This is a genomic window from Burkholderia cepacia, assembly GCF_001039005.1.
GTDB lineage: Bacteria > Pseudomonadota > Gammaproteobacteria > Burkholderiales > Burkholderiaceae > Burkholderia > Burkholderia theae.
Window position 1 is genome coordinate 41,288 of record NZ_LDWR01000048.1, and the last position, 19,756, is coordinate 61,043.

The window sequence follows — 19,756 nt, forward strand, 5'->3', positions numbered from 1 at the left end:
ACGCGGTTCTCCAGACTTCACGCGACACCCGCGCGACTCCGCCGAGGTGTCTTTGCCCGCCCGCAAGCGCAAGCCTGCCGGCGGGTTTTTTCATGGGGCGCGGCCCCGCAACCGTGACAGGTCAATCGGCATCGATCCGCCGATACACTGTGCGATTCCTGCGCGCGCCATCCATGGCATCGGTCCTGCGTAACCGGCGCGTGTTCACACCCTGTCCCGTAGGAGCCTCGCTTGAATCCCTGGCGCCGCACGCTGTTCGCCTTCGCCGTCGGCCTGCTGGCCGCCGCTTCCATTCAGGCCCGCCCCGTCTGTACCGTGGTCGCCGATGCGACCACCGGCCAGATACTCGTGCGGCAAGGCGATTGTGCGACCCGCGTCACGCCTGCGTCGACGTTCAAGGTCGCGATCAGCCTGATGGGCTTCGATGCGGGCATCCTGAAAGATGACCACACGCCGACGCTCGACTTCCACGCCGGCTACCCCGACTGGGGCGGTGCGCCCTGGCGCGAACCGACCGACCCGGCGCGCTGGATGAAGCTGTCGATCTTCTGGTATTCGCAGCAGATCACGCAGGCGCTCGGGCAAACGCGTTTCCAGCAGTACACGAGCGCATTCGGCTACGGCAACGCGGACGTCACCCGCCAACAGGGTGAATCGAGCGGTGTGATGGGCGCCTGGGTCAATTCGTCGTTGCAGATCTCGCCGCTCGAACAGGTCGGCTTCATGCGCGGGATCGCGAACCGGACGCTGCCGGTCAGCGCGCACGCGTATGACATGACCGAGCGGATCACGCTGATCGACAGGCAGCCGGACGGCTGGATCGTGCACGGCAAGACCGGCACGGGATCGCCGGGGCTCAAGTACGACGCGTCGCACGCATACGGCTGGTTCGTCGGTTGGGCGGCGAAGGGGCCGCGCAAGCTCGCGTTCGCGTACCTGATCCAGGACGACAAGCGGCAGGCGCCGAACGCCGGGCTGCGTGCGCGCGACACGTTCCTCGACGCGCTGCCGGCGCTCGCCGAACCGGAGCAGCCACAGTGAGCACCATTCCGCGCAACGCGCGAATCGACCTGCTGCGCGGCATATCGATCCTGCTCGTCCTGCTGCATCACTTCAACATCGCGTATCCGCTGCGCGACACGGCGCTTACGCGCGTGCTCGGCTGGGACACGATCCATGCGGTCGTGCGCAACGGCAACTATGGTGTGACGATGTTCTTCGCGATCTCGGGCTACCTGATCACGTCGAATGCGCGCCGCCGCTGGGGCAGCCTCGGCACGCTCGACGTGCGCGCGTTCTATGTGTCGCGCGTCGCGCGCATCGTCCCGTGCCTGCTCCTGCTGCTCGCGCTCGTCAACGGCCTTGCGGCGGCCGGCGTGCCGATCTTTACCAACCACGCGCCGCAGGGCATCGCCGTGTCGTTCTGGCTCGTGAATCTCGCGTCGCTGACGTTCTGGATGAACGTGCTGATCGGCGCATACGGATGGGTCAACTATGCGCTCGGCGTGCTGTGGTCGCTGTCGGTCGAAGAGGTGTTCTATCTGTCGTTTCCGCTGCTGTGCATCGTGCTGCGCCGCGACACGCGGCTGTTCGCGTTCTGGCTGCTGATAACCGCGATCGGCCCCGTGTACCGCGCCACGCATTCGGGCGACGAAGGCGGTTTCCTGTACGCGTACTTCGCGTGCTTCGACGGCATCGCGATCGGCTGCTGTACCGCGTTGCTGGCCGAACGCGCGCGCTGGCAGGTGCTCGCGGCAGCGCCCGTGCAGTGGCTCGCGGCAGCGGCGATGACGGTGCTGTATCTCGCGTGGCCGATCGCGGCAAGCCATGTCGTCGGCGTCTCCGCGATGGCGCTCGGCACGGCCGTGCTGCTGATCGGCGCGCATGCCGAACGCGAACGCACGCCCGGCCGCGTGCTCGCGCCGCTGCGCTGGAGCGGCCGGCTCAGCTACGAGCTATACCTGTTTCACCTGATCGTGCTCGGCGCGCTGCGCACGTTCTGGCTGCCGTCGGGTATGCACGGCGACGGCAAGCTGGGGTTGCTGGTCACGTATCTGGCACTGTCGGCCGGCTTGAGCGCGGTCATCGCGCGAGGCTATGCAACACCGCTCGACCGCTTGATCAAACGGGTCGCGTCGCGGCCCGCGGCGCGCGTGCCGGACGGTGCGCCCTACTAGCGATTCGTCGGCAATCCCTGCCGCGCGGCGGGACAGAAAAAAACGGCCAGGGCCCGGCCGTATCGCACGACGATACCGGCCGACCTGACCGCAAGCCCCGCTTACCCAATGTCGATCGACCGCGCGACCGCGTCATCGGTCGCGCGTCGGTCAATCCAGGTAATCCGCGTATTCCTTGTGCGTGTAACCAGCGAGCGTTTGCCACGGCAACGGCGCCCGTCGCGCAGCCGGCTCCGGGGTCAGTGTCAGCTTGCGCACGACGTGGCCGTCGGCACTGCGGTATTCGACCGACAGCGGCGCCTGCAGCCGTTCGCTCCACAGGATCCGGTTCACGCCGCGCGCGCCGGGCGACTCGACCGCCTGCTCGTACCAGCGGGTGCCGGGCGCATCGCCGCGCTTCGCGACCGCGAGCCGCTTAAGCTGCGACGGCGGCGTCACGTAGTACGCGTTGTCCCACGAACCGTCGAAACCCGTGGTTTCGTACTCGGCCGGCGGCACGCCGACGACCGTCCGGTTCGCCGCATCCACGTACTCGATGCGCGCCGTCTTCCCGTCGTAGGTGACGTGCCGTGCGGCCGCCTGGAAGTTGAAGTGCTTGTGGCCGGCGTGCGCGGCAGCCGGCTGCACGCCGGCGCGCGGCGGATCCTGGCGCGCGCCGCCAGCGTCGTGATCATGGTCGTGATCGTCGCCATGACCGCCGCCCGCCGCCGCGACGAGAAGGATGCGCTCGACCCACACGTGGCCATCGCGCCGGACCATCCGTTCCCGGTACATCGTGGTGCGCGTCACGCCGTCGGCCGTCACCGTGCGGCTTTCGTGCAGCAGCACGGCGTCGAGATCCGCCGCCGCGAAGGCAGGCAACGCGATCAACCCGCAAGCGAGCGCAGCGAGTAGCTGGCGTTTCATCGAGGATTCCCGTTCGTCATGAAGGAAGCCACCGGCGTCAGAAACCGAACGCCGAGCGCACGAGACCGAACACCTTCGTGTTGTCGATCGTGCCCTTGAACGCCTTCGCGTCCGCACCGTCGGCAAACAGCATCACGTCGCCGCCGCCGTGCGTCTCGGAGCCCGCGCTGCCCATCCGCACGCCGACTTCCTGCAGATACGCCTCGTTCATCGCCGTGGCCGAATCGACCGATGCGCGCACGTTCGGACGGTTCGCGCCGTTGCCGAACACCAGCGTCGTGTAGGTATTTCCGTCGGCATCCTTGCTCGGCTGGCCGTCGCGATAGTTGCGGCTGATGTCGAGAATCGGATTGCCGCGCTTCGAATAACCGTTGATCGTCATCGTGTGGTCGTGATCGGCCGTCACGACGATCAGCGTATTCGACAGGTCGACCTTCGACAGCGCGACGCGGATCGCTTCGTCGAATGCCGCCGTGTCTTCGAGCGCGCGCTTCGCGTTGGTGCCGTGCAGCGCGTGATCGATCCGGCCGCCTTCGACCATCAGGAAATAGCCGTTCGAATTCTTCGACAGCACGTCGATCGCCTTCGACGTCATGTCGGCAAGGCTCGGCTGCGACGGCCCTTCGCCCTTGCCCGCCACACGGTCCAGCTCGTACTCGAGATGGCTCGTCGAACTGAACAGGCCCACCAGCTTGCCGTTGCCCGCCTGCGCGAGCTGATCCTTGCTCGCCACGACCGTGTAGCCCTTCGCCTTCATCTCGTCGAGCAGGTTGCGCCCGTCCGCGCGCCCGCGCTTGTTGGCCACCGGATCGAACGGCGTCCAGTGGTTGCGGCCGCCGCCCATCAGCACGTCGACGCCGTCGCCGAGCGCCGCGTTGTAGCCGGCACCGCCCGGCGCTGCCTGCGCGGCGATGTCGTACTGCGCATCGCGATGGCAGATGTGCGAGTAGGTCGCGGCGGGCGTCGCATGCGTGAGCTCGGTCGTCGTGATCGCGCCGACCGCCTTGCCGCGCGCCTTCGCCAGTTCCAGCAGCGTCGCGACCGGCTGGCCGTTGCCCGGCGCGCAGTTGTTGACGGTCTTGTTGCCGTTGGCGTCGTTGCCCGGCGCGACCGCGCGCGTGTCGGACGACATCGACAGCACTTCGTTGTTCATCTTCACGCCGGTCATGTACGCGGCCATCGACGGTGCGCTGTCGGTGGTCTGCGCGTCATTCGAGAAGGTCTTGACGCGCGCGGTGCGGGCCAGTTTCTCCATCGTCAGTTGTCCCGACTCGCCGACCTTGTAGATCCGGCTCGCCGTCACGGTCGTCGGCCCCATGCCGTCGCCGAGAAAGAAAATCACGTTCTTCGCCTGGCCGGCGGCCTGCGCCGGGCCGCATGCGAAACCCACGACGGCCAGCGCCGCCGCGATGCACTTGATGGTCGACATCCTGTATTCCCCTGTACCCGTGTTGTCGGCGCTCAAAGCTGCACCGCGTTGCGCACCAGCTCGAAGACCTTGTTGTTCTCGATCACGCCGTGGAACGCATCCGCGCCGCGGCCGATCGCACCGAGGAACACATCCGTGCCGCCGTGCGTCTCGTTGCCCTTGTCCATCCGAACGACCGCCTCCTGGCGATAATCGTCGGCGCCCGTCACCGCGTCGGTGAGCGCGGTGCCCGAACGGCTGCCCTGCACGCGGTTCTCGCCGTTGCCGAAGCCGATGATCGTGTACGGCGCGCCGTCCGCGTCCTTCGCGACCGCGCCCGTCTGGTAGCTGCGTAGCACGCCCAGCACGCCGGGCTTGCCCGCTTCGGTCTTGCCGGTGCGCGCCGCATAGCCGTTCAGCACCAGCGTGTGATCGTGATCGGCCGTGACGACGATCAGCGTGTTCTTCAGGTCGGGATCGGTCTTGCGCACCTTGTCGAGCGTCGCCTTGATCGCGTTGTCGAACGCGACCGTGTCCTGCAATGCGCGCTTTGCGTTGGTGTCGTGCAGCGCGTGATCGATCCGGCCGCCCTCGACCATCAGGAAATAGCCCTTCGGGTTGTTCTGCAGCACGTCGAGCGCACGCGTCGCCATGTCGGACAGGCTCGGCTCCCGGGTCGCGCCGCGATCGAGGTCGTAGCTCATGTGGCTCGACGAGAACAAGCCCACCAGCTTCCCGCTCTTCGTCGCATCCGCGGCCAGCAGGTCGTCGCGGTTCTGCGCGAACGCGTAGCCCTTGGCTTTCAGTTCGTTGACCAGGTTGCGTCCGTCGGTGCGCTTGCCGCCGCCGTCCTTCGGTACGAAGAATTGCGTGCCGCCGCCGAGCACGACGTCGACGCCGTCACCCAGCGCGCCGTTGTAGCCCGCGCCGCCCGGCACGAGCTGGGCCGCGATGTCGTTCTCGGCGTCGCGATGACACACGTGCGCATACGTCACGGCGGGCGTCGCGTGCGTGACGCGCGTGGTCGTCACGACACCCGTCGCCATCCCCTTTGCCTTCGCGATCTCCAGCAGCGTCGTCGCCGATTTGCCGTTGTTCGCGCCGCAGTTGCCGGTAAGGCCGGCGGTCGGCTCGATCGCCTTCGTGTCGGGCGACATCGAAATCACTTCGTTGTTGGTCTTGATGCCGGTCATGTACGCCGACATCGACGGCGCACTGTCCGTCACCTGCGCATCGTTCGAATAGGTCTTCACGAACGCGGATTCGGGCAGCGTGTCGATCGTGAGCGCGCCGTCCTCACCGACCGCATAGATGCGCGCGGCGGTCAGCGTCGTCATCCCCATGCCGTCGCCGAGGAAAAAGATCACGTTGCGCGCCGCCGCCTGCACGGGCGCCGGCGTCGAGCTGGTCGGGCCGTCGTCGCTGTTGCATCCGGCAAGCGCAAAGGCGCCGGCACACAACAGCGCCGCCATTTTGATTCGATTCATGTTGCCGGTTCCCCCCGGTGCTGATGCTTTCGAAATGAAAGGCGATGTTAGGAACCTGATGTGACGGCAATATGAATGGTATTTGGAAGGATTGGTATGGATTATGAAAGACATCGCCGCGACGCCGCGTTGCGGCGCCACGCGTGCGGCGGCGTCAACGCTCGACTTCGGCCGTGGCGTTGCGCACGGTCACGACCCGCGCGGGCGGAATATTTGCCCAGACGATGCGGCTGCCGCACGCAACAAATGCCGGATCGCTCAACGGATGACGGCCAGGCGCTCGCAAATCGTAGGTGAATTGAATCATCACGCCGTCGGCCGACAGCACGCGTCGACATTGATCGACGATGGCCGTGACGTCCTGGCGCGGCAGCGTGCGCAACGGCAGGCACGATACGATCGCATCGACCCGCGCGGCGGGCGGCAGCAGCCGTTCGAGCTGGCGCGCGTCACCCCACACGACCGACACCTCCGGAAAACGCCGCCGCAGGTGCTGCACGAACGCCGGCGAACGCTCGACCACGACGAGGCGCCGTGGCGCGACCCCGCGTTCGAGCAGCGCCGCGGTGATCGCGCCGGTGCCGCCGCCGAGTTCGACGACCAGCCCGTCGCCGTCCGGCACCGCATCGGCCATCTCGCGTGCCAGATGCCGAGAACTCGGACACAACGCGCCCACCGCGGCCGGACGGCCGACCCACTCGCGCACGAACAGTGCCGAGACACGCCACGCGTTCGGCCAGATCATCGGCACGCCCCGATCGGTTGCGCGTTCAGCCTCGATGTGCCGCTGACTTCGCGGGGCAGGGCAACGGCAATGCGGGATTCTTTCACGTGCATCCTCCTGTACGAATCGCTCCGTCGCAGGAAGCGCGACGATCAAATGGATTCTAGGAAACGCAAACTTAAGGCGACGTGAAGATTGTCCCTAATACCCCGCGACGGATCAGCGATCGACGCGCTGCTGGAAGCTCGCCGGATAACGCTCGCCGACGATCCTGACCTGTTGCAGCGCCGCCTCGATCGCGGCGAGATCGTCGGCCGTCAGCACGACGGCGGCCGCGCCCACGTTCTCGTCGAGCCGATGCAGCTTCGTCGTGCCCGGAATCGGCACGATCCACGGCTTGCGCGCGAGCAGCCATGCCAGCGCGATCTGTGCGCGCGTCACGCCCTTGTCGGTCGCGATGCGGCCGAGCAGATCGACGAGGCCCGCGTTCGCCTTGCGGTTTTCCTCCGAGAAGCGCGGCACGATATTGCGGAAGTCGTTCGCGGCGAACGTCGTGTTCGCGTCGATCGCGCCGGTCAGGAAGCCCTTCCCGAGCGGGCTGAACGGCACGAAGCCGATGCCGAGCTCCTCGAGCGTCGGCAGAATGTGCTCCTCCGGCTCGCGCCACCACAGCGAATACTCGCTTTGCAGTGCGGCGACCGGTTGCACCGCGTGCGCGCGGCGAATCGTCTGCTCACCGGCTTCCGACAGCCCGAAATGCGCGACCTTGCCCTCGCGGATCAGGTCCTTGACCGTGCCCGCGACATCCTCGATCGGCACGTTCGGATCGACGCGATGCTGGTAGAACAGGTCGATGCGGTCGATCTTGAGCCGCTTCAGCGCCGCGTCGGCCACTTCGCGGATATGCGACGGCCGGCTGTCGACGCCCTTCATCGGCTCGGCGTTCTCGAAACCGAACTTGGTGGCGATCACGACCTGATCGCGAAACGGCGCGACCGCCTCTCCGACCAGTTCCTCGTTGACGAACGGGCCATACGCTTCCGCGGTATCGAAGAACGTCACGCCGCGTTCGAACGCCGCGCGAATCAGCGCGATGCCGCTCGCCCTGTCGACGGCGGGGCCGAGGCCGAAACTCAATCCCATGCAGCCGAGCCCGACTGCCGAGACTTCGAGGCCGCTCTTTCCAAGTACGCGTGTCTGCATGAATTTCTCCTGCGGAAAGTGATGACGATCGACGGGATGCCGAGGAAGCCAGTGTAGGTTGATGGATACTGCTCAACAATCGGCGTATCGTTTCATGCGTTATTGAGGAATTTTCACAAATGCAGCGCACCGACATCGGCGAACTGACGACCTTCATCACGATCGCGGAGCAGCGCAGCTTCAGTGGCGCCGCCCGCATCCTGGGCGTGTCGCCGTCGGCGCTGAGCCACGCGATCCGCCACCTCGAAGCGCGGCTCGGCGTGCGGCTGTTCAACCGCACGACGCGCTCGGTCGCGCTGACGGAGGCCGGCGAACAGTTGCTGCTGCGCGTGCGGCCCGCGGTGGCCGATCTCGAGGACGCGCTGAACGATGCCGCGACCGCCCGCAACCGGCCGTCCGGCCAGATCCGGATCAGCGCGTCGGAGGCCGGGTCGCGTCCGTTGATCCGGCATGTGCTGCCGGCCTTCGTCGCCCGTTACCCGGACATCCACGTCGAATTCGTCGTCGATTCGCGGCTGATCGACATCGTCGAGCACGGTTTCGACGCCGGCGTCCGCGTTCACGAAGACGTGCCGCGCGACATGATCGCCGTGCGCTTCGGCGGCCCGATGCACTTCGTCGCGGTGGCATCGCCCGACTACCTGACGCGGCACGCGCCGCCGGAAAGCCCGCACGACCTCACGCGCTGCCCGTGCATCCGCTTCCGCTTCGAAAGCGGCGCGCTCTATCGCTGGGACCTGATGCGCGACGGCAAGCGCGTGAGCGTCGACGTCGACGGGCCGTTGACGCTCGGCAACCAGACCCTGATGGTCGACGCGGCACTGACCGGTATCGGGATCGCGTGGGTCGCGGAAGCGCACGTCGCCGGCCATCTGGCATCCGGACGACTGGTGCGTGTGCTGCCCGAGTGGGGCCAGACCTTCGACAGCCTGTGCCTCTACTATCCGGCGAACCGGCATCCGCCGGCCGCGTTGCGGCTTTTCGTCGAGGCCGTGCGCGAGTGGGCTGCCGGCGCGCGTGAAGCAGCGCCCGATTGAGCACACGCGGAATCCTGCCAGCCCATCGCGGTGGGCGCCGCGCAACGCACGGATCTTGCCTGCGCGCTCAGCGCGTCGAGCGCATCCGGATATTCGCAAACGGCAAGCCATCGTCGTCCTCGTCGCGCCGCGAGACTTCCTCGAAGCCGAGCCGTTCGTAGAACGCACAGGCGGCACGATTGTCCGCATACACCTCCAGATCGAGCGCGCCCTTGAGCGCCAGCGCATGCGCGACCAGCGCGCGGCCGATGCCGTGGCCGTGCATCGCCGGCGCGACGAACAGCCCGCCGATCGACGCGTCGAGCAGGCCGATGAAGCCGACCGGCTCGTCCGCGCGACACGCAACCCAGGTTTCCGAACCGGGCAGATAGATGTCCTCGACGAGCGTGCGCTGCTGGCGCAGGCGCGCATCGCCGAGGAACGGATGCGCGAGCATCGATGCGTCGAACCAGATGGCCGACAGTTTGCTCAGGTCGGATTCCCTGTATGCGCGAATCTGGATTTCCATGCTTTCGTGTTGTTCGGCGGTACGACAGACCGCGCGCGACGCACGATGCGTCACGCGCGGCACGCGTTACCGCAGGTTGGTTCTCGCCAGTTCGACGATCTCGTCGCCGCGACCGCTGAGGATCGCGCGCAGCATGAACAGGCTGAAACCCTTCGCATGCGCGAGCTCGATCTTCGGCGGCATCGCAAGCTCGTACTTCGACGTGACGACGTCGACCACCGCCGGCCCGTCATGCTCGAACGCCATGCGCAATGCCTGCTCGACGTTCTCCGAATGCTCGACGCGCACGCTGAAGATGCCCGCACCTTTCGCGATCGCCGCGAAGTCGGTCGGGCTCAGGTCGACGTTGGTATCGAGATAACCGGCCGCCTTCAGCTCCATCGACACGAAGCCGAGCAGGCTGTTGTTGTACACGACGATCTTGATCGGAAGGTTGAGCTGGCGCGCGCTCAGCAGGTCGCCGAGCAGCATCGACAGCCCACCGTCGCCGGACAGCGACACCACCTGCCGCCCCGGATGCGCGCCCTGAGCGCCGAGCGCCTGCGGCATCGCGTTCGCCATCGAACCGTGATTGAACGAGCCGTGCAGTTGCCGCTTGCCGTTCATCGTCAGGTAGCGCGCGGCCCACAGCGTCGGCGTGCCGACGTCGGCCGTGAAGATCGCGTCTTCCGCCGCGACTTCGTCGACGATCTTCGTCAGGTATTGCGGATGGATCGCGCGGCCCGGCGGCTCGGCCACCGCGAGATCGTCGAGCCCCTTGCGCGCGGCCGCGTAGTGCTTCAGCGCATTCTCGAGGAAGCGCCGCTGCGTCTTGCGCGTGAGGCGCGGCAACAGCGCCGCGATCGTTTCCTTCACGGTGCCGACCAGGCCGAGCGCGAGCGGCGCGCGATGCCCGAGCTGCGAACCCTTCCAGTCGATCTGCGCAACCTTCGCGTTCGACGGATAAAACGGCCGGTATGGGAAATCCGTGCCGAGCATCAGCAGCGTGTCGCACGATTCCATCGCGTGATAACCCGAGCTGAAGCCGATCAGCCCCGTCATCCCGACGTCGAACGGATTGTCCCATTCGACGAACTGCTTGCCTCGCAGCGCATGCACGACCGGCGCGCCGAGCGTATCGGCCAGCGCGACCACTTCGTCGTGCGCGCCCTGCGTGCCGCTGCCGCACAGCAGCGTGACCGCGTCGGATGCATTGAGCAGCGCCGCGAGCCGGTCGAGATCGGCGTCGGCCGGCAGGATCGACGGCGGCGCCGATGCGCTCCACGCCGGCGTTTCTTCCGGGCCGTCGCCGAGCGCGATGTCGCCCGGCAGCACGATCACCGCGACGCCGCGCTCCTCGATCGCGGTGCGCATCGCGCGCGCGAGCACGCGCGGGAACTGCGACGCGTTGGTCACGAGTTCCGCGAAATGGCTGCACTCGCGGAACAGTTCTTGCGGATGAGTTTCCTGGAAATAGCCGAGACCGATCTCGGTCGACGGGATGTGCGCGGCGATCGCGAGCACCGGCTGGTGATTGCGGTGACAGTCGTACAGCCCGTTGATCAGGTGCAGGTTGCCGGGGCCGCAACTGCCCGCGCACACCGCGAGCCGCCCGGTCGATGCGGCATCCGCGCCGGCCGCGAACGCGGCGCTTTCCTCGTGCCGCGTGTGCATCCAGCGGATCGAGCCGATCTGGGCCAGGCTGAACGACAGGCCGTTCAGGCTGTCGCCCGTCACGCCCCAGATGCGCTCGACGCCCGCCGCCGCGAGCGTCTTCGCCAGGTATTCCGCCATCGTTGGTCTTGCCATGATGTCCTCACTGTTGATGGTTCGAGACACGCAAGAACCGGCCGTGCATGCGCAGCCGGCACCGACCGGACGAGCATACGCGTTTGGTCCGCGCCGCGTCGCGACGGTGCAAGCGAGCCGACTGGCGTAGGACGTGCAGGCGCGCAACGGGTTCGATCCGGTGCGGCGAGCGTCATCGTTCCGTCACCGTGCCGTCAGCGAACGGACAGGCGGACAGATCGTGCGCTCAGCTCCAGTCGGACGCCGACTCGTCCGGATCGACGAGCGTGAGCCCCGCCGCCGGCAGCGGCAACGCGGTCTTGTAGCGCACCTGCTTCAGCGCGAAGCTCGACCGGATGTTCGATACGCCCGGAATCGTCGTGAGCCGCTCGATGATGAAGCGTTCGAGCGTGCGCATGTCGGGCATCACGACGCGCAGCAGATAGTCGGCGTCGCCCGACATCAGGTAGCACTCCATCACCTCGGGCCGCTGCGAGATTGCCTCCTCGAAACGCTGCAGCGCGTCCTCGACCTGCTTCTCGAGGCTGACCTGGATGAACACGTTGATCCGCAGGCCGAGCGGTTCGGGATCGAGCAGCGTCACCTGCTGCCGGAACAACCCGAGCTTCTCGAGCGCGCGCACGCGGTTGAAGCATGGCGTCGTCGACAGGTTCACCGCGCGCGCCAGTTCCGCGTTCGTGATCCGCGCGTTCTGCTGAAGCTGGTTCAGGATGCCGATGTCGATGCGGTCGAGCCGCTTCGGGGAGGTGCTCATGGTCTGAATATTCCTTTTCTCGCGACGATTCCAGAATATTTACACTATACAGCGACAAATTCTGAATGAAATCAGACGCATATTCTGCGGATCGACGCGTAGCATGAGTCCCATTGATGCGTGCCGCCGCCGGCGCGCGGGGAGACTGGCATGACGGATCTGTCGAACGGTATCGAACACGCGCAGCGCGCGGCCCTCGCGCGCGTCGATGCGGACCCGGAAGAAACCGCCGAATGGCTCGAGGCGCTCGACGCGGTGGTCGCGCACGTCGGCCGCGACCGCGCGCAATACCTGTTCGACCAGCTTGCCGAGCATGCGCGCGCGACCGGCCTCGCGTCGTCGCGCACGCCCGTCACGCGCTACCTGAACACGATTCCGCTCGCCGAGCAGCCGCCGTATCCGGGCGACCTCGACCTCGAGGATCGGCTGTCGGCCGCGCTGCGCTGGAACGCGCTTGCGATGGTCGTGCGCGCGAACCGCGCGTACGGCGAACTCGGCGGCCACATCGCGAGTTACGCATCGGCGTCCGACCTGTTCGAAACCGGCTTCAACCACTTCTTCCGCGCGGCGTCGCCCGCGAACGGCGATGCAGGCGGCGATCTCGTGTACTTCCAGCCGCACTCGTCGCCGGGCGTCTATGCGCGCGCGTATCTCGAAGGTTTCCTCAGCGAGGATCACCTGAAGCACTATCGCCGCGAAATCGCCGGCCCGGGCCTGTGCTCGTATCCGCACCCGTGGCTGATGCCCGATTTCTGGCAATTCCCGACCGGCTCGATGGGGATCGGCCCGATCAACGCGATCTACCAGGCGCGCTTCATGCGCTACCTGCAGCATCGCGGCCTCGCGAACACCGCGGGCCGCACCGTGTGGGGCTTCTTCGGCGACGGCGAGATGGACGAACCCGAGTCGCTCGGCGCGCTGTCGCTCGCCGCGCGCGAAGGGCTCGACAACCTCGTGTTCGTGATCAACTGCAACCTGCAGCGGCTCGACGGCCCGGTGCGCGGCAACGGCCGCGTGATCGACGAGCTCGAAGCGCAGTTCGCGGGCGCCGGCTGGAACGTCATCAAGGTGTTGTGGGGCTCCGACTGGGATCCGCTGTTCGCGCGCGATCACGCGGGCGCACTTGCGCGCGCATTCGCCGACACCGTCGACGGGCAGTTCCAGACCTTCTCCGCGAACGACGGCGCATACAACCGCGCGCGCTTTTTCAGCCAGGATCCCGCACTCGAAGCGCTCGCCGCGCAGCTCACCGATGCGGAGATCGACCGCCTGCGCCGCGGCGGCCACGACGCGCGCAAGCTGCACGCCGCGTATGCGCGCGCACTCGCGCACCGCGGTCAGCCGACCGTGATTCTCGCGAAGACGATGAAGGGTTACGGGATGGGCACGGCCGGCCAGGGCCGGATGACGACCCATCAGCAAAAGAAACTCGATGTCGACGATCTGAAGGCGTTCCGCGACCGCTTCCGGTTGCCGCTGTCGGATAGCGACGTCGAACAGCTGAAGTTTTACAAGCCAGCGGAAGACAGCCCGGAAATGCGTTACCTGCATGCCCGCCGAGCTGCCCTGGGAGGCTATCTGCCCAGAAGGCGGATAGCGGCATCGAAGGGGCTGACCGTCCCTTCGATGCCGGCCTGGGGAGCGTTCGCGCTGGACGCAGCCGGCCGCGAGATGTCGACGACGATGGCGCTCGTGCGCATGCTCGCCGCGTTGATCAAGGATCGCGAGATCGGCTCGCGCGTCGTGCCGATCGTGGCCGACGAAGCGCGCACCTTCGGCATGGCCAGCCTGTTCCGGCAAGTCGGCATCTACTCGCCGCTCGGCCAGCGTTACGAGCCGGAAGACCTCGGTTCGATGCTCTATTACCGCGAGGACACGCGCGGCCAGATTCTCGAGGAAGGCATCTCGGAGGCGGGCGCGATCTCGTCGTGGATCGCGGCCGCGACGTCGTACAGCGTGCACGACCTGCCGATGTTGCCGTTCTACATCTACTACTCGATGTTCGGCTTCCAGCGCGTCGGCGACCTGATCTGGGCCGCCGCCGACCAGCGCTCGCGCGGCTTCCTGATCGGTGCGACGTCCGGGCGCACCACGCTCGGCGGCGAAGGGCTGCAGCACCAGGACGGCAGCAGCCATCTCGCCGCGTCGACGATTCCGAACTGCCGCGCGTACGATCCGGCGTTCGCATACGAAGTCGCGGCGATCGTCGATGCCGGCATGCGCGAGATGGTCGAACAGCAGCGCGACGTGTTCTATTACGTGACGGTCACGAACGAGAACTACGCGCAGCCGTCCGCGCCGGACGGCGATCCGCACGCGCTGCGCGAAGGCATCCTGAAGGGCATTCATCTGCTGCCGGCCGAATCGAATACGCGCGCGCGCGTGCAGTTGCTCGGCGCGGGCGCGATCCTCGGCGAGGTGCTCGCCGCGCAACGGATGCTGAAGGACGACTGGGGGATCGACGCGGCTGTGTGGAGCGTCACGAGCTTCAGCGAACTGCAGCGCGACGGGATGGAAGCCGAGCGGCGCACACGGCTTGGTGAGGATACCGACACAATGCCGTACGTAACCGCCGCGCTCGCCGCAACGCGCGGGCCCGTGGTTGCTGCGACCGACTACGTGCGCGCGGTGCCGGAACTGATCCGCGCGTACCTGCCGCGCCGCTACGTGACGCTGGGCACCGACGGGTTCGGGCGCAGCGACACGCGCGACGCGCTGCGTGCGTTCTTCGAAGTCGATCGCGCGAGCATCGTGCTCGCCGCACTGAAGGCGCTGGCGGATGACGGGGAACTCGATGCGGCTGTCGTGCGCGACGCGCGAGCGCGTCTCGGCAAGTCCGCGCAGCCAGGCGTCGCGCCATGGCAGCGCTGATCGGGCGATGCGGCCGCTCGGCAGTCGACGCCTTTTCGTCGATCCAGGCAATACAACCGATCAGCCAAAGAGGCGAGGATCCAGCGCAAACGCTTCTTTGCTGATCATTTTCACACTCGAAGCAAAATCCGCATGCAGCGGGTTCAGCAACAAGTTGAAGTCGGTCGGGCAAACGACTGACGGTACGCGCATCGCCAACGGCTCGCCCGCTTCAAGCCAGACCTGCCCGATCCGGGCGGTCGACTCCGGATCCTGCGACAGGACCGCCCAATCGTCCGGCAGGTCCGGCTGGTACGCGTTGTCATGGACGGTGTCGGGCACCTCCAGCGTCACTAGAAAAAATCCGCCAGCGGGAAGCAAGCCGGACATATGGACGAGCGCCTCGAGCAACGAAGTCGACGCATGGCAGCAGGTGTACAGCACACGCATGCCGCGCGGATTCCAGCGGCCACCTGCGATTGCCGCGCCGTTCCCGCTCAGGTCGTCGGCCAGGTAGTGCCCCTTTCGTTCTTTCGCGAGACGATACAACCTCACGCGGCGACCCCGAACTGGGCACGGTTCAGAATGTCGCGCACCCGGTCGTAGCCGGGCTGTACGTCGAGCACTTCGAGCGGCTTCAACCCGTCGAGCTCCGCGTTCGCCCGGCTCATCCACACCGCTGCGCGCTCGCCGTCTTCAAACAGATCGGTCGCGAGATCCAGCACATAGAGCACGCGCGCAACGCGATCGGACTCGCCTTGCGACAACCGGTCGTGTTTGGCGATTTTCCGCAGAATGGTCGAGCTGGGAAGGCTCAGCGCGCTCAAGAGGGACTGAACCGGCACGCCGAGCAACTCGCGCGCGACGCGCTCGATGATGACCGCATCGAAACCCTCCGCGATCGTGCGCCGCTGCGACATCGGCGCCATCCGGCGAAAGGTGTCGAAATCACCCTTGTCGGCGCCCAGACCGTTCGAGCCGCCCGCCGGCGTCGCGGCGCGGGGCGCGGCAGCCCGCTTGGCAGGCTGACGGGCCGCAGGTGTGGTTGCTGCCATCGCGACTCCCAAATGGGTTAATTTGAATTCCCATTGTACACAACCAATCGAGAATTTTCAATCGACCAAATGGCATAGCCGTAACCACCGGGAACCGCCAGCGAGCCACGCTACACCGGCAGCGCGTGCGTCGACAGAATCTCCTTGAGCACCATGAACGATCGCACCTGCCGCACGCCGGGCAGGTAGATCAGTTGCTCCGCGTGCAGCCGGTTGAAGCTCTCGTTGTCGCGCGTGCGCACCAGCATGAAGTAGTCGAACTCGCCGGTCACGACGTGGCACTCCACACACCCCGACACCTTCTGCGCGGCCTTCTCGAACGCGGCGAACGCTTCCGGCGTCGAGCGGTCGAGCACGAAGCCGATCACGACGAGCATGCCGGCCCCGAGCGGTTTCGGGTCGAGCAGCGCGACGATCCCGCGAATCATCCCCATTTCCTTGAGCCGCTCGACGCGCCGCAGGCACGCCGGCGCGCTCAGCTTCACCTTCGCGGCGAGGCTCACGTTCGAGATCGACGCATCCTGCTGAAGCTGCCTGAGGATCGCGCGATCGATGCGATCGAGCGCGGGTGCGGCGTCAGCTGACGATGCCGAACGTCCACTTAATTTCATTGCGTCTTCCTCCGTTTCTGCGAACTCTTATTTCGCGATCGATGTTCTATTCATTATCAACGTAGGCCGACGATATTTATTTCGCAAGCTCATTTCTCGCCTGCATGCCTATCATTTTTTATCGGGAGACGCCGTGCCGGCTTCTCCCGAGCGCACCGATTCCCATGCACATCCCGCCTTACCGGAGACCGCTTCGATGAACCTGCAACGCTTCCCCCGTTATCCGCTGACGTTCGGCCCGACGCCGATCCAGCCGCTCAAGCGCCTGAGCGCGCACCTCGGCGGCAAGGTCGAGCTGTATGCGAAGCGCGAGGACTGCAACAGCGGCCTCGCGTTCGGCGGCAACAAGACCCGCAAGCTCGAATACCTGATCCCCGACGCGCTCGCGCAGGGCGCGGACACGCTGGTGTCGATCGGCGGCGTCCAGTCGAACCAGACCCGTCAGGTTGCTGCGGTCGCCGCGCATCTCGGCATGAAATGCGTGCTGGTGCAGGAGCACTGGGTCAACTACGAAGACCCGGTCTACGATCGCGTCGGCAACATCCAGCTGTCGCGCATGATGGGCGCCGACGTGCGACTCGTCGCGGACGGTTTCGACATCGGCATTCGCCGAAGCTGGGAAGAAGCGATGGAAAGCGTGCGGCAGGCGGGCGGCAAGCCGTATCCGGTGCCGGCCGGCTGCTCCGAGCATCCGCTCGGCGGGCTCGGCTTCGTCGGCTTCGCGGAAGAGGTGCGCCAGCAGGAAGCCGAACTCGGCTTCAAGTTCGACTACATCGTCGTGTGCTCGGTGACGGGCAGCACGCAGGCCGGCATGGTCGTCGGCTTCGCGGCCGACGGGCGCGCAGATCGCGTGATCGGCATCGACGCGTCGGCGAAGCCGGAGCAGACGCATGCGCAAATCACGCGCATCGCACGGCATACGGCTGAAATCGTCGAACTCGGGCGTCGCATCGACGAACAGGACGTCGTGCTCGATACGCGCTACGCGGGCCCGGAATACGGACTGCCGAACGACGGCACGCTCGAAGCGATTCGTCTGTGCGCACGGCTCGAAGGCGTGCTGACCGACCCGGTCTATGAAGGCAAGTCGATGCACGGCATGATCGACAAGGTCCGGCTCGGCGAATTCGAGCCGGGGTCGAAGGTGCTGTATGCGCACCTGGGCGGGGTGCCGGCGTTGAGCGCTTACGCGGAGATTTTCCGCAACGGGTGACGCGCGCCCGATTGCGATCCGGCGCGCGCGCCTGCGCATGCCGTCGCCGTGCTGGCCCAGTCGACAATTGTCGACGTCGGGCCAGCGCTGCTTTGTCCCATACCCCGCCCCCTGCCATCCGCCTGCCCGCCGTTCGCCGCGCGCCGTTCGGTCGCGTCACGCGCCCCCTTTCCCCTGCGCATCCGACCGCCTCCGTCGCCGAGTTCGACCAGTTTCGCGCGTCTCGACGAACGTCCACGCCGAACGGGACTCGTCCGCGTCGACACATTGACCCTACGACGCAGTCTTGAATCATTCGTACCCGTCCGAGTCTATGAGCGCCTCATTTAGTAGGCGTTCTATTTAAATCGCCCCCCTGCTTGCCGAAAATTGACCGGTCGAGTCGATTGCAACGTTTCGCAAACATTCGCCCGCAACGGCACGGTTGAAACCGCCGATGCGAGACGCGCGACCGTCCGGCCAATCAAGCAGCGTCATCGTCCAGCGATTGCCCATCCCACGCATTGGAAGCAGCAGCGACACCCGGCCCGGTCCGGGTGTGCCGTGCTGCGCCGCGTCGGGACAACGGCCGACGCCACCCATCCGACAGAACGACAGCAACGGGGCATATGGATACGTCATTCGAAGTCCGGCACACGCAGGTGTCGTCAATCGCGGGGGGATCGATCGCACGCGCGTCCGACGTCGCGCTGATCTCGATCGGTGCGCTCGCCGCGGCGCTGGTCCTGCCCGACACGCGAATCGACCGTTCGCCCGAATTGACCGCCGTCGCATGCGCGGCAACGTTCGCCCTGGTGCTGTTCCCCGCATTCGGCATCTACCGGATGCCGCGCGGCCGTTCGAAACGGCGCGCCACCGTCCTGACCGCGCTCGCGTGGCTGCTCGCACAAGCCTGCGCGGCGCTCGTGATGCGCGCGCTGTCGCCCGAGTCCAGCGCGCCGTCGAACTGGTATCTGCTCTGGACGGTGACAAGCGGCGCCGCGCTCTGCGTAGCGCGGCTCGTCGCCAGCCGGACGCTCGACCGGATCGGTCGTCCGCCCGAAGGCGGCTACCCGGTCGCGATCGTCGGCACCGGTGCGCATTGCGACGCCGTGCGCGACCGGATCGCCGGGATGCCGTCGGCGGGCTTCCGCGCTGCCGCCACATTCGATCCCGGCGTCGCATGCCGCGAAGGCCACGCCGACGTGCCGCACTTCGATGCGCTGGACGCATTCGCGCGTCATGTGCGAACGCATGCGATTCCGGAAGTCTGGCTCGCGCTGCCGATCGGCGACGCGCGCACCGTCATGGCCGTGATCGATGCGTTCCGCAACGATCTCGTCAACATCCGGCTCATGCCTGACGTCAGCACCGTGTCGATGTTCGACACCGGGATGGTCGACCTGGTCGGCGCGCCGGCGATCAACCTCGTCGCGTCGCCGTTGTCGTCTCAAGCGCTGCTTCAGAAAGCCGTGTTCGACCGCTTATTCTCCGCGGCCGTCCTGGTCGGTACGGCGCCGCTGCTGCTCGCGATCGCGGCGGCGGTCCGGCTGTCGTCGAAAGGCCCCGCGCTGTTCCGGCAGCAGCGCCAGGGCGCGAACGGCAACACCTTCACGATCCTCAAGTTCCGCACGATGCGGCTGCACGACAGCAGCGAAATCCGGCAGGCCACGCGCGACGATCCCCGCGTGACCCGCATCGGTGCGTTCCTGCGCCGCACGAGCCTCGACGAACTGCCGCAGTTCATCAACGTGCTGCGCGGCGAGATGTCCGTCGTCGGGCCGCGACCGCATGCGCTCCAGCACGACAACCTGTATCAGCCGATCGTCGACGGCTACATCCACCGTTATCGCGTCAAGCCGGGCATCACGGGCTGGGCGCAGGTCAACGGGCTGCGCGGCGAAACCGACTCCATCGAAAAGATGCAGCGCCGCGTCGAAGCCGATCTTCATTACCTGCGCAACTGGTCGTTCTCGCTCGACATGCGCATCGTCGCAGCCACGGTCGTACGCGGCTGGATGCACGGCAACGCGTACTGACACGCACGCGGCACCGG

The 19,756-nt window shown here is 66.6% G+C and carries 17 protein-coding genes; 6 read left to right on the forward strand and 11 right to left on the reverse strand.

What is annotated here, in order from left to right:
- The first annotated feature begins 231 nt into the window (after positions 1-231).
- Positions 232-1,041 carry an OXA-1043 family class D beta-lactamase gene (blaOXA, locus tag VL15_RS27425; protein WP_048249801.1) on the forward strand — a complete coding sequence of 270 codons (810 nt, stop codon included), beginning with the start codon at positions 232-234 and terminating at the stop codon, positions 1,039-1,041.
- Positions 1,038-2,177 carry an acyltransferase family protein gene (locus VL15_RS27430; RefSeq protein WP_048249802.1) on the forward strand — a complete coding sequence of 380 codons (1,140 nt, stop codon included), beginning with the start codon at positions 1,038-1,040 and terminating at the stop codon, positions 2,175-2,177. Before blaOXA ends, VL15_RS27430 begins: the two co-directional genes overlap by 4 nt.
- Positions 2,178-2,327: 150 nt before the next feature.
- Here the strand turns inward: VL15_RS27430 and VL15_RS27435 are convergent, their stop codons facing one another.
- From VL15_RS27435 to VL15_RS27455, 5 genes are all read right to left on the reverse strand, one after another.
- Positions 2,328-3,083, reverse strand: a complete 756-nt coding sequence (locus VL15_RS27435; protein ID WP_048249803.1) for a hypothetical protein — start codon at positions 3,081-3,083, stop codon at positions 2,328-2,330.
- Between the two features lie 37 nt (positions 3,084-3,120).
- Entirely contained in the window at positions 3,121-4,512 is a 1,392-nt protein-coding gene (locus VL15_RS27440) for an alkaline phosphatase (protein WP_048249804.1), read from the reverse strand.
- 32 nt (positions 4,513-4,544) lie between these two features.
- On the reverse strand, positions 4,545-5,978 hold the full coding sequence (locus VL15_RS27445; protein WP_048249805.1) for an alkaline phosphatase: 1,434 nt from the start codon (positions 5,976-5,978) through the stop codon (positions 4,545-4,547).
- 154 nt (positions 5,979-6,132) lie between these two features.
- A complete protein-coding gene (locus VL15_RS27450) occupies positions 6,133-6,723 on the reverse strand; it encodes a class I SAM-dependent methyltransferase (protein WP_048249806.1) in 591 nt (196 codons plus the stop codon).
- Positions 6,724-6,921: 198 nt separating this feature from the next.
- Positions 6,922-7,905 (reverse strand): aldo/keto reductase, encoded by a 984-nt coding sequence (locus VL15_RS27455; protein ID WP_048249807.1) that lies wholly within the window; start codon positions 7,903-7,905, stop codon positions 6,922-6,924.
- A 119-nt stretch (positions 7,906-8,024) separates the two neighbouring features.
- On the opposite strand from VL15_RS27455, the gene VL15_RS27460 reads away from it, so the two are divergent.
- Complete coding sequence (locus VL15_RS27460; RefSeq protein ID WP_048249809.1) at positions 8,025-8,942, forward strand: LysR family transcriptional regulator; 918 nt, start codon at positions 8,025-8,027, stop codon at positions 8,940-8,942.
- 67 nt (positions 8,943-9,009) lie between these two features.
- Here the strand turns inward: VL15_RS27460 and VL15_RS27465 are convergent, their stop codons facing one another.
- The 3 genes from VL15_RS27465 to VL15_RS27475 all read right to left on the reverse strand — a co-directional run bounded on the left by VL15_RS27465 (position 9,010) and on the right by VL15_RS27475 (position 11,992).
- Complete coding sequence (locus tag VL15_RS27465; RefSeq protein ID WP_048249810.1) at positions 9,010-9,450, reverse strand: GNAT family N-acetyltransferase; 441 nt, start codon at positions 9,448-9,450, stop codon at positions 9,010-9,012.
- Positions 9,451-9,516: 66 nt separating this feature from the next.
- Complete coding sequence (gene poxB / locus VL15_RS27470; RefSeq protein ID WP_048249811.1) at positions 9,517-11,238, reverse strand: ubiquinone-dependent pyruvate dehydrogenase; 1,722 nt, start codon at positions 11,236-11,238, stop codon at positions 9,517-9,519.
- A gap of 226 nt (positions 11,239-11,464) precedes the next feature.
- Positions 11,465-11,992, reverse strand: coding sequence for an Lrp/AsnC family transcriptional regulator (locus VL15_RS27475; RefSeq protein ID WP_047901851.1), 528 nt, complete (start codon positions 11,990-11,992; stop codon positions 11,465-11,467).
- A 150-nt stretch (positions 11,993-12,142) separates the two neighbouring features.
- On the opposite strand from VL15_RS27475, the gene mdeB reads away from it, so the two are divergent.
- On the forward strand, positions 12,143-14,863 hold the full coding sequence (mdeB, locus tag VL15_RS27480; protein WP_048249813.1) for an alpha-ketoglutarate dehydrogenase: 2,721 nt from the start codon (positions 12,143-12,145) through the stop codon (positions 14,861-14,863).
- Between the two features lie 60 nt (positions 14,864-14,923).
- Here the strand turns inward: mdeB and VL15_RS27485 are convergent, their stop codons facing one another.
- The 3 genes from VL15_RS27485 to VL15_RS27495 form a co-directional block, all read right to left on the reverse strand.
- Positions 14,924-15,397, reverse strand: coding sequence for an RES family NAD+ phosphorylase (locus tag VL15_RS27485; RefSeq protein WP_048249815.1), 474 nt, complete (start codon positions 15,395-15,397; stop codon positions 14,924-14,926).
- On the reverse strand, positions 15,394-15,897 hold the full coding sequence (locus tag VL15_RS27490; protein ID WP_048249816.1) for an antitoxin Xre/MbcA/ParS toxin-binding domain-containing protein: 504 nt from the start codon (positions 15,895-15,897) through the stop codon (positions 15,394-15,396). Before VL15_RS27490 ends, VL15_RS27485 begins: the two co-directional genes overlap by 4 nt.
- A 110-nt stretch (positions 15,898-16,007) precedes the next feature.
- Positions 16,008-16,508, reverse strand: coding sequence for an Lrp/AsnC family transcriptional regulator (locus tag VL15_RS27495; protein WP_048249817.1), 501 nt, complete (start codon positions 16,506-16,508; stop codon positions 16,008-16,010).
- Between the two features lie 196 nt (positions 16,509-16,704).
- On the opposite strand from VL15_RS27495, the gene VL15_RS27500 reads away from it, so the two are divergent.
- Both VL15_RS27500 and VL15_RS27505 read left to right on the forward strand, forming a co-directional pair.
- Entirely contained in the window at positions 16,705-17,721 is a 1,017-nt protein-coding gene (locus VL15_RS27500) for a 1-aminocyclopropane-1-carboxylate deaminase (protein WP_048249818.1), read from the forward strand.
- 608 nt (positions 17,722-18,329) lie between these two features.
- Entirely contained in the window at positions 18,330-19,739 is a 1,410-nt protein-coding gene (locus VL15_RS27505) for an undecaprenyl-phosphate glucose phosphotransferase (RefSeq protein WP_048249819.1), read from the forward strand.
- The last annotated feature ends 17 nt before the right edge of the window (positions 19,740-19,756 follow it).

Bases quoted from the DNA above. Each gene is read 5' to 3' on its own strand.
- VL15_RS27445 (WP_048249805.1), bottom strand. From the start codon at position 5,978: ATGAATCGAATCAAAATGGCGGCGCTGTTGTGTGCCGGCGCCTTTGCG.
- VL15_RS27450 (WP_048249806.1), bottom strand. From the start codon at position 6,723: ATGATCTGGCCGAACGCGTGGCGTGTCTCGGCACTGTTCGTGCGCGAG.
- VL15_RS27465 (WP_048249810.1), bottom strand. From the start codon at position 9,450: ATGGAAATCCAGATTCGCGCATACAGGGAATCCGACCTGAGCAAACTG.
- VL15_RS27495 (WP_048249817.1), bottom strand. From the start codon at position 16,508: ATGAAATTAAGTGGACGTTCGGCATCGTCAGCTGACGCCGCACCCGCG.
- VL15_RS27460 (WP_048249809.1), top strand. From the start codon at position 8,025: ATGCAGCGCACCGACATCGGCGAACTGACGACCTTCATCACGATCGCG.
- poxB (WP_048249811.1), bottom strand. From the start codon at position 11,238: ATGGCAAGACCAACGATGGCGGAATACCTGGCGAAGACGCTCGCGGCG.
- VL15_RS27455 (WP_048249807.1), bottom strand. From the start codon at position 7,905: ATGCAGACACGCGTACTTGGAAAGAGCGGCCTCGAAGTCTCGGCAGTC.
- VL15_RS27435 (WP_048249803.1), bottom strand. From the start codon at position 3,083: ATGAAACGCCAGCTACTCGCTGCGCTCGCTTGCGGGTTGATCGCGTTG.
- VL15_RS27505 (WP_048249819.1), top strand. From the start codon at position 18,330: ATGGATACGTCATTCGAAGTCCGGCACACGCAGGTGTCGTCAATCGCG.
- VL15_RS27490 (WP_048249816.1), bottom strand. From the start codon at position 15,897: ATGGCAGCAACCACACCTGCGGCCCGTCAGCCTGCCAAGCGGGCTGCC.
- mdeB (WP_048249813.1), top strand. From the start codon at position 12,143: ATGACGGATCTGTCGAACGGTATCGAACACGCGCAGCGCGCGGCCCTC.
- VL15_RS27475 (WP_047901851.1), bottom strand. From the start codon at position 11,992: ATGAGCACCTCCCCGAAGCGGCTCGACCGCATCGACATCGGCATCCTG.
- VL15_RS27500 (WP_048249818.1), top strand. From the start codon at position 16,705: ATGAACCTGCAACGCTTCCCCCGTTATCCGCTGACGTTCGGCCCGACG.
- VL15_RS27440 (WP_048249804.1), bottom strand. From the start codon at position 4,512: ATGTCGACCATCAAGTGCATCGCGGCGGCGCTGGCCGTCGTGGGTTTC.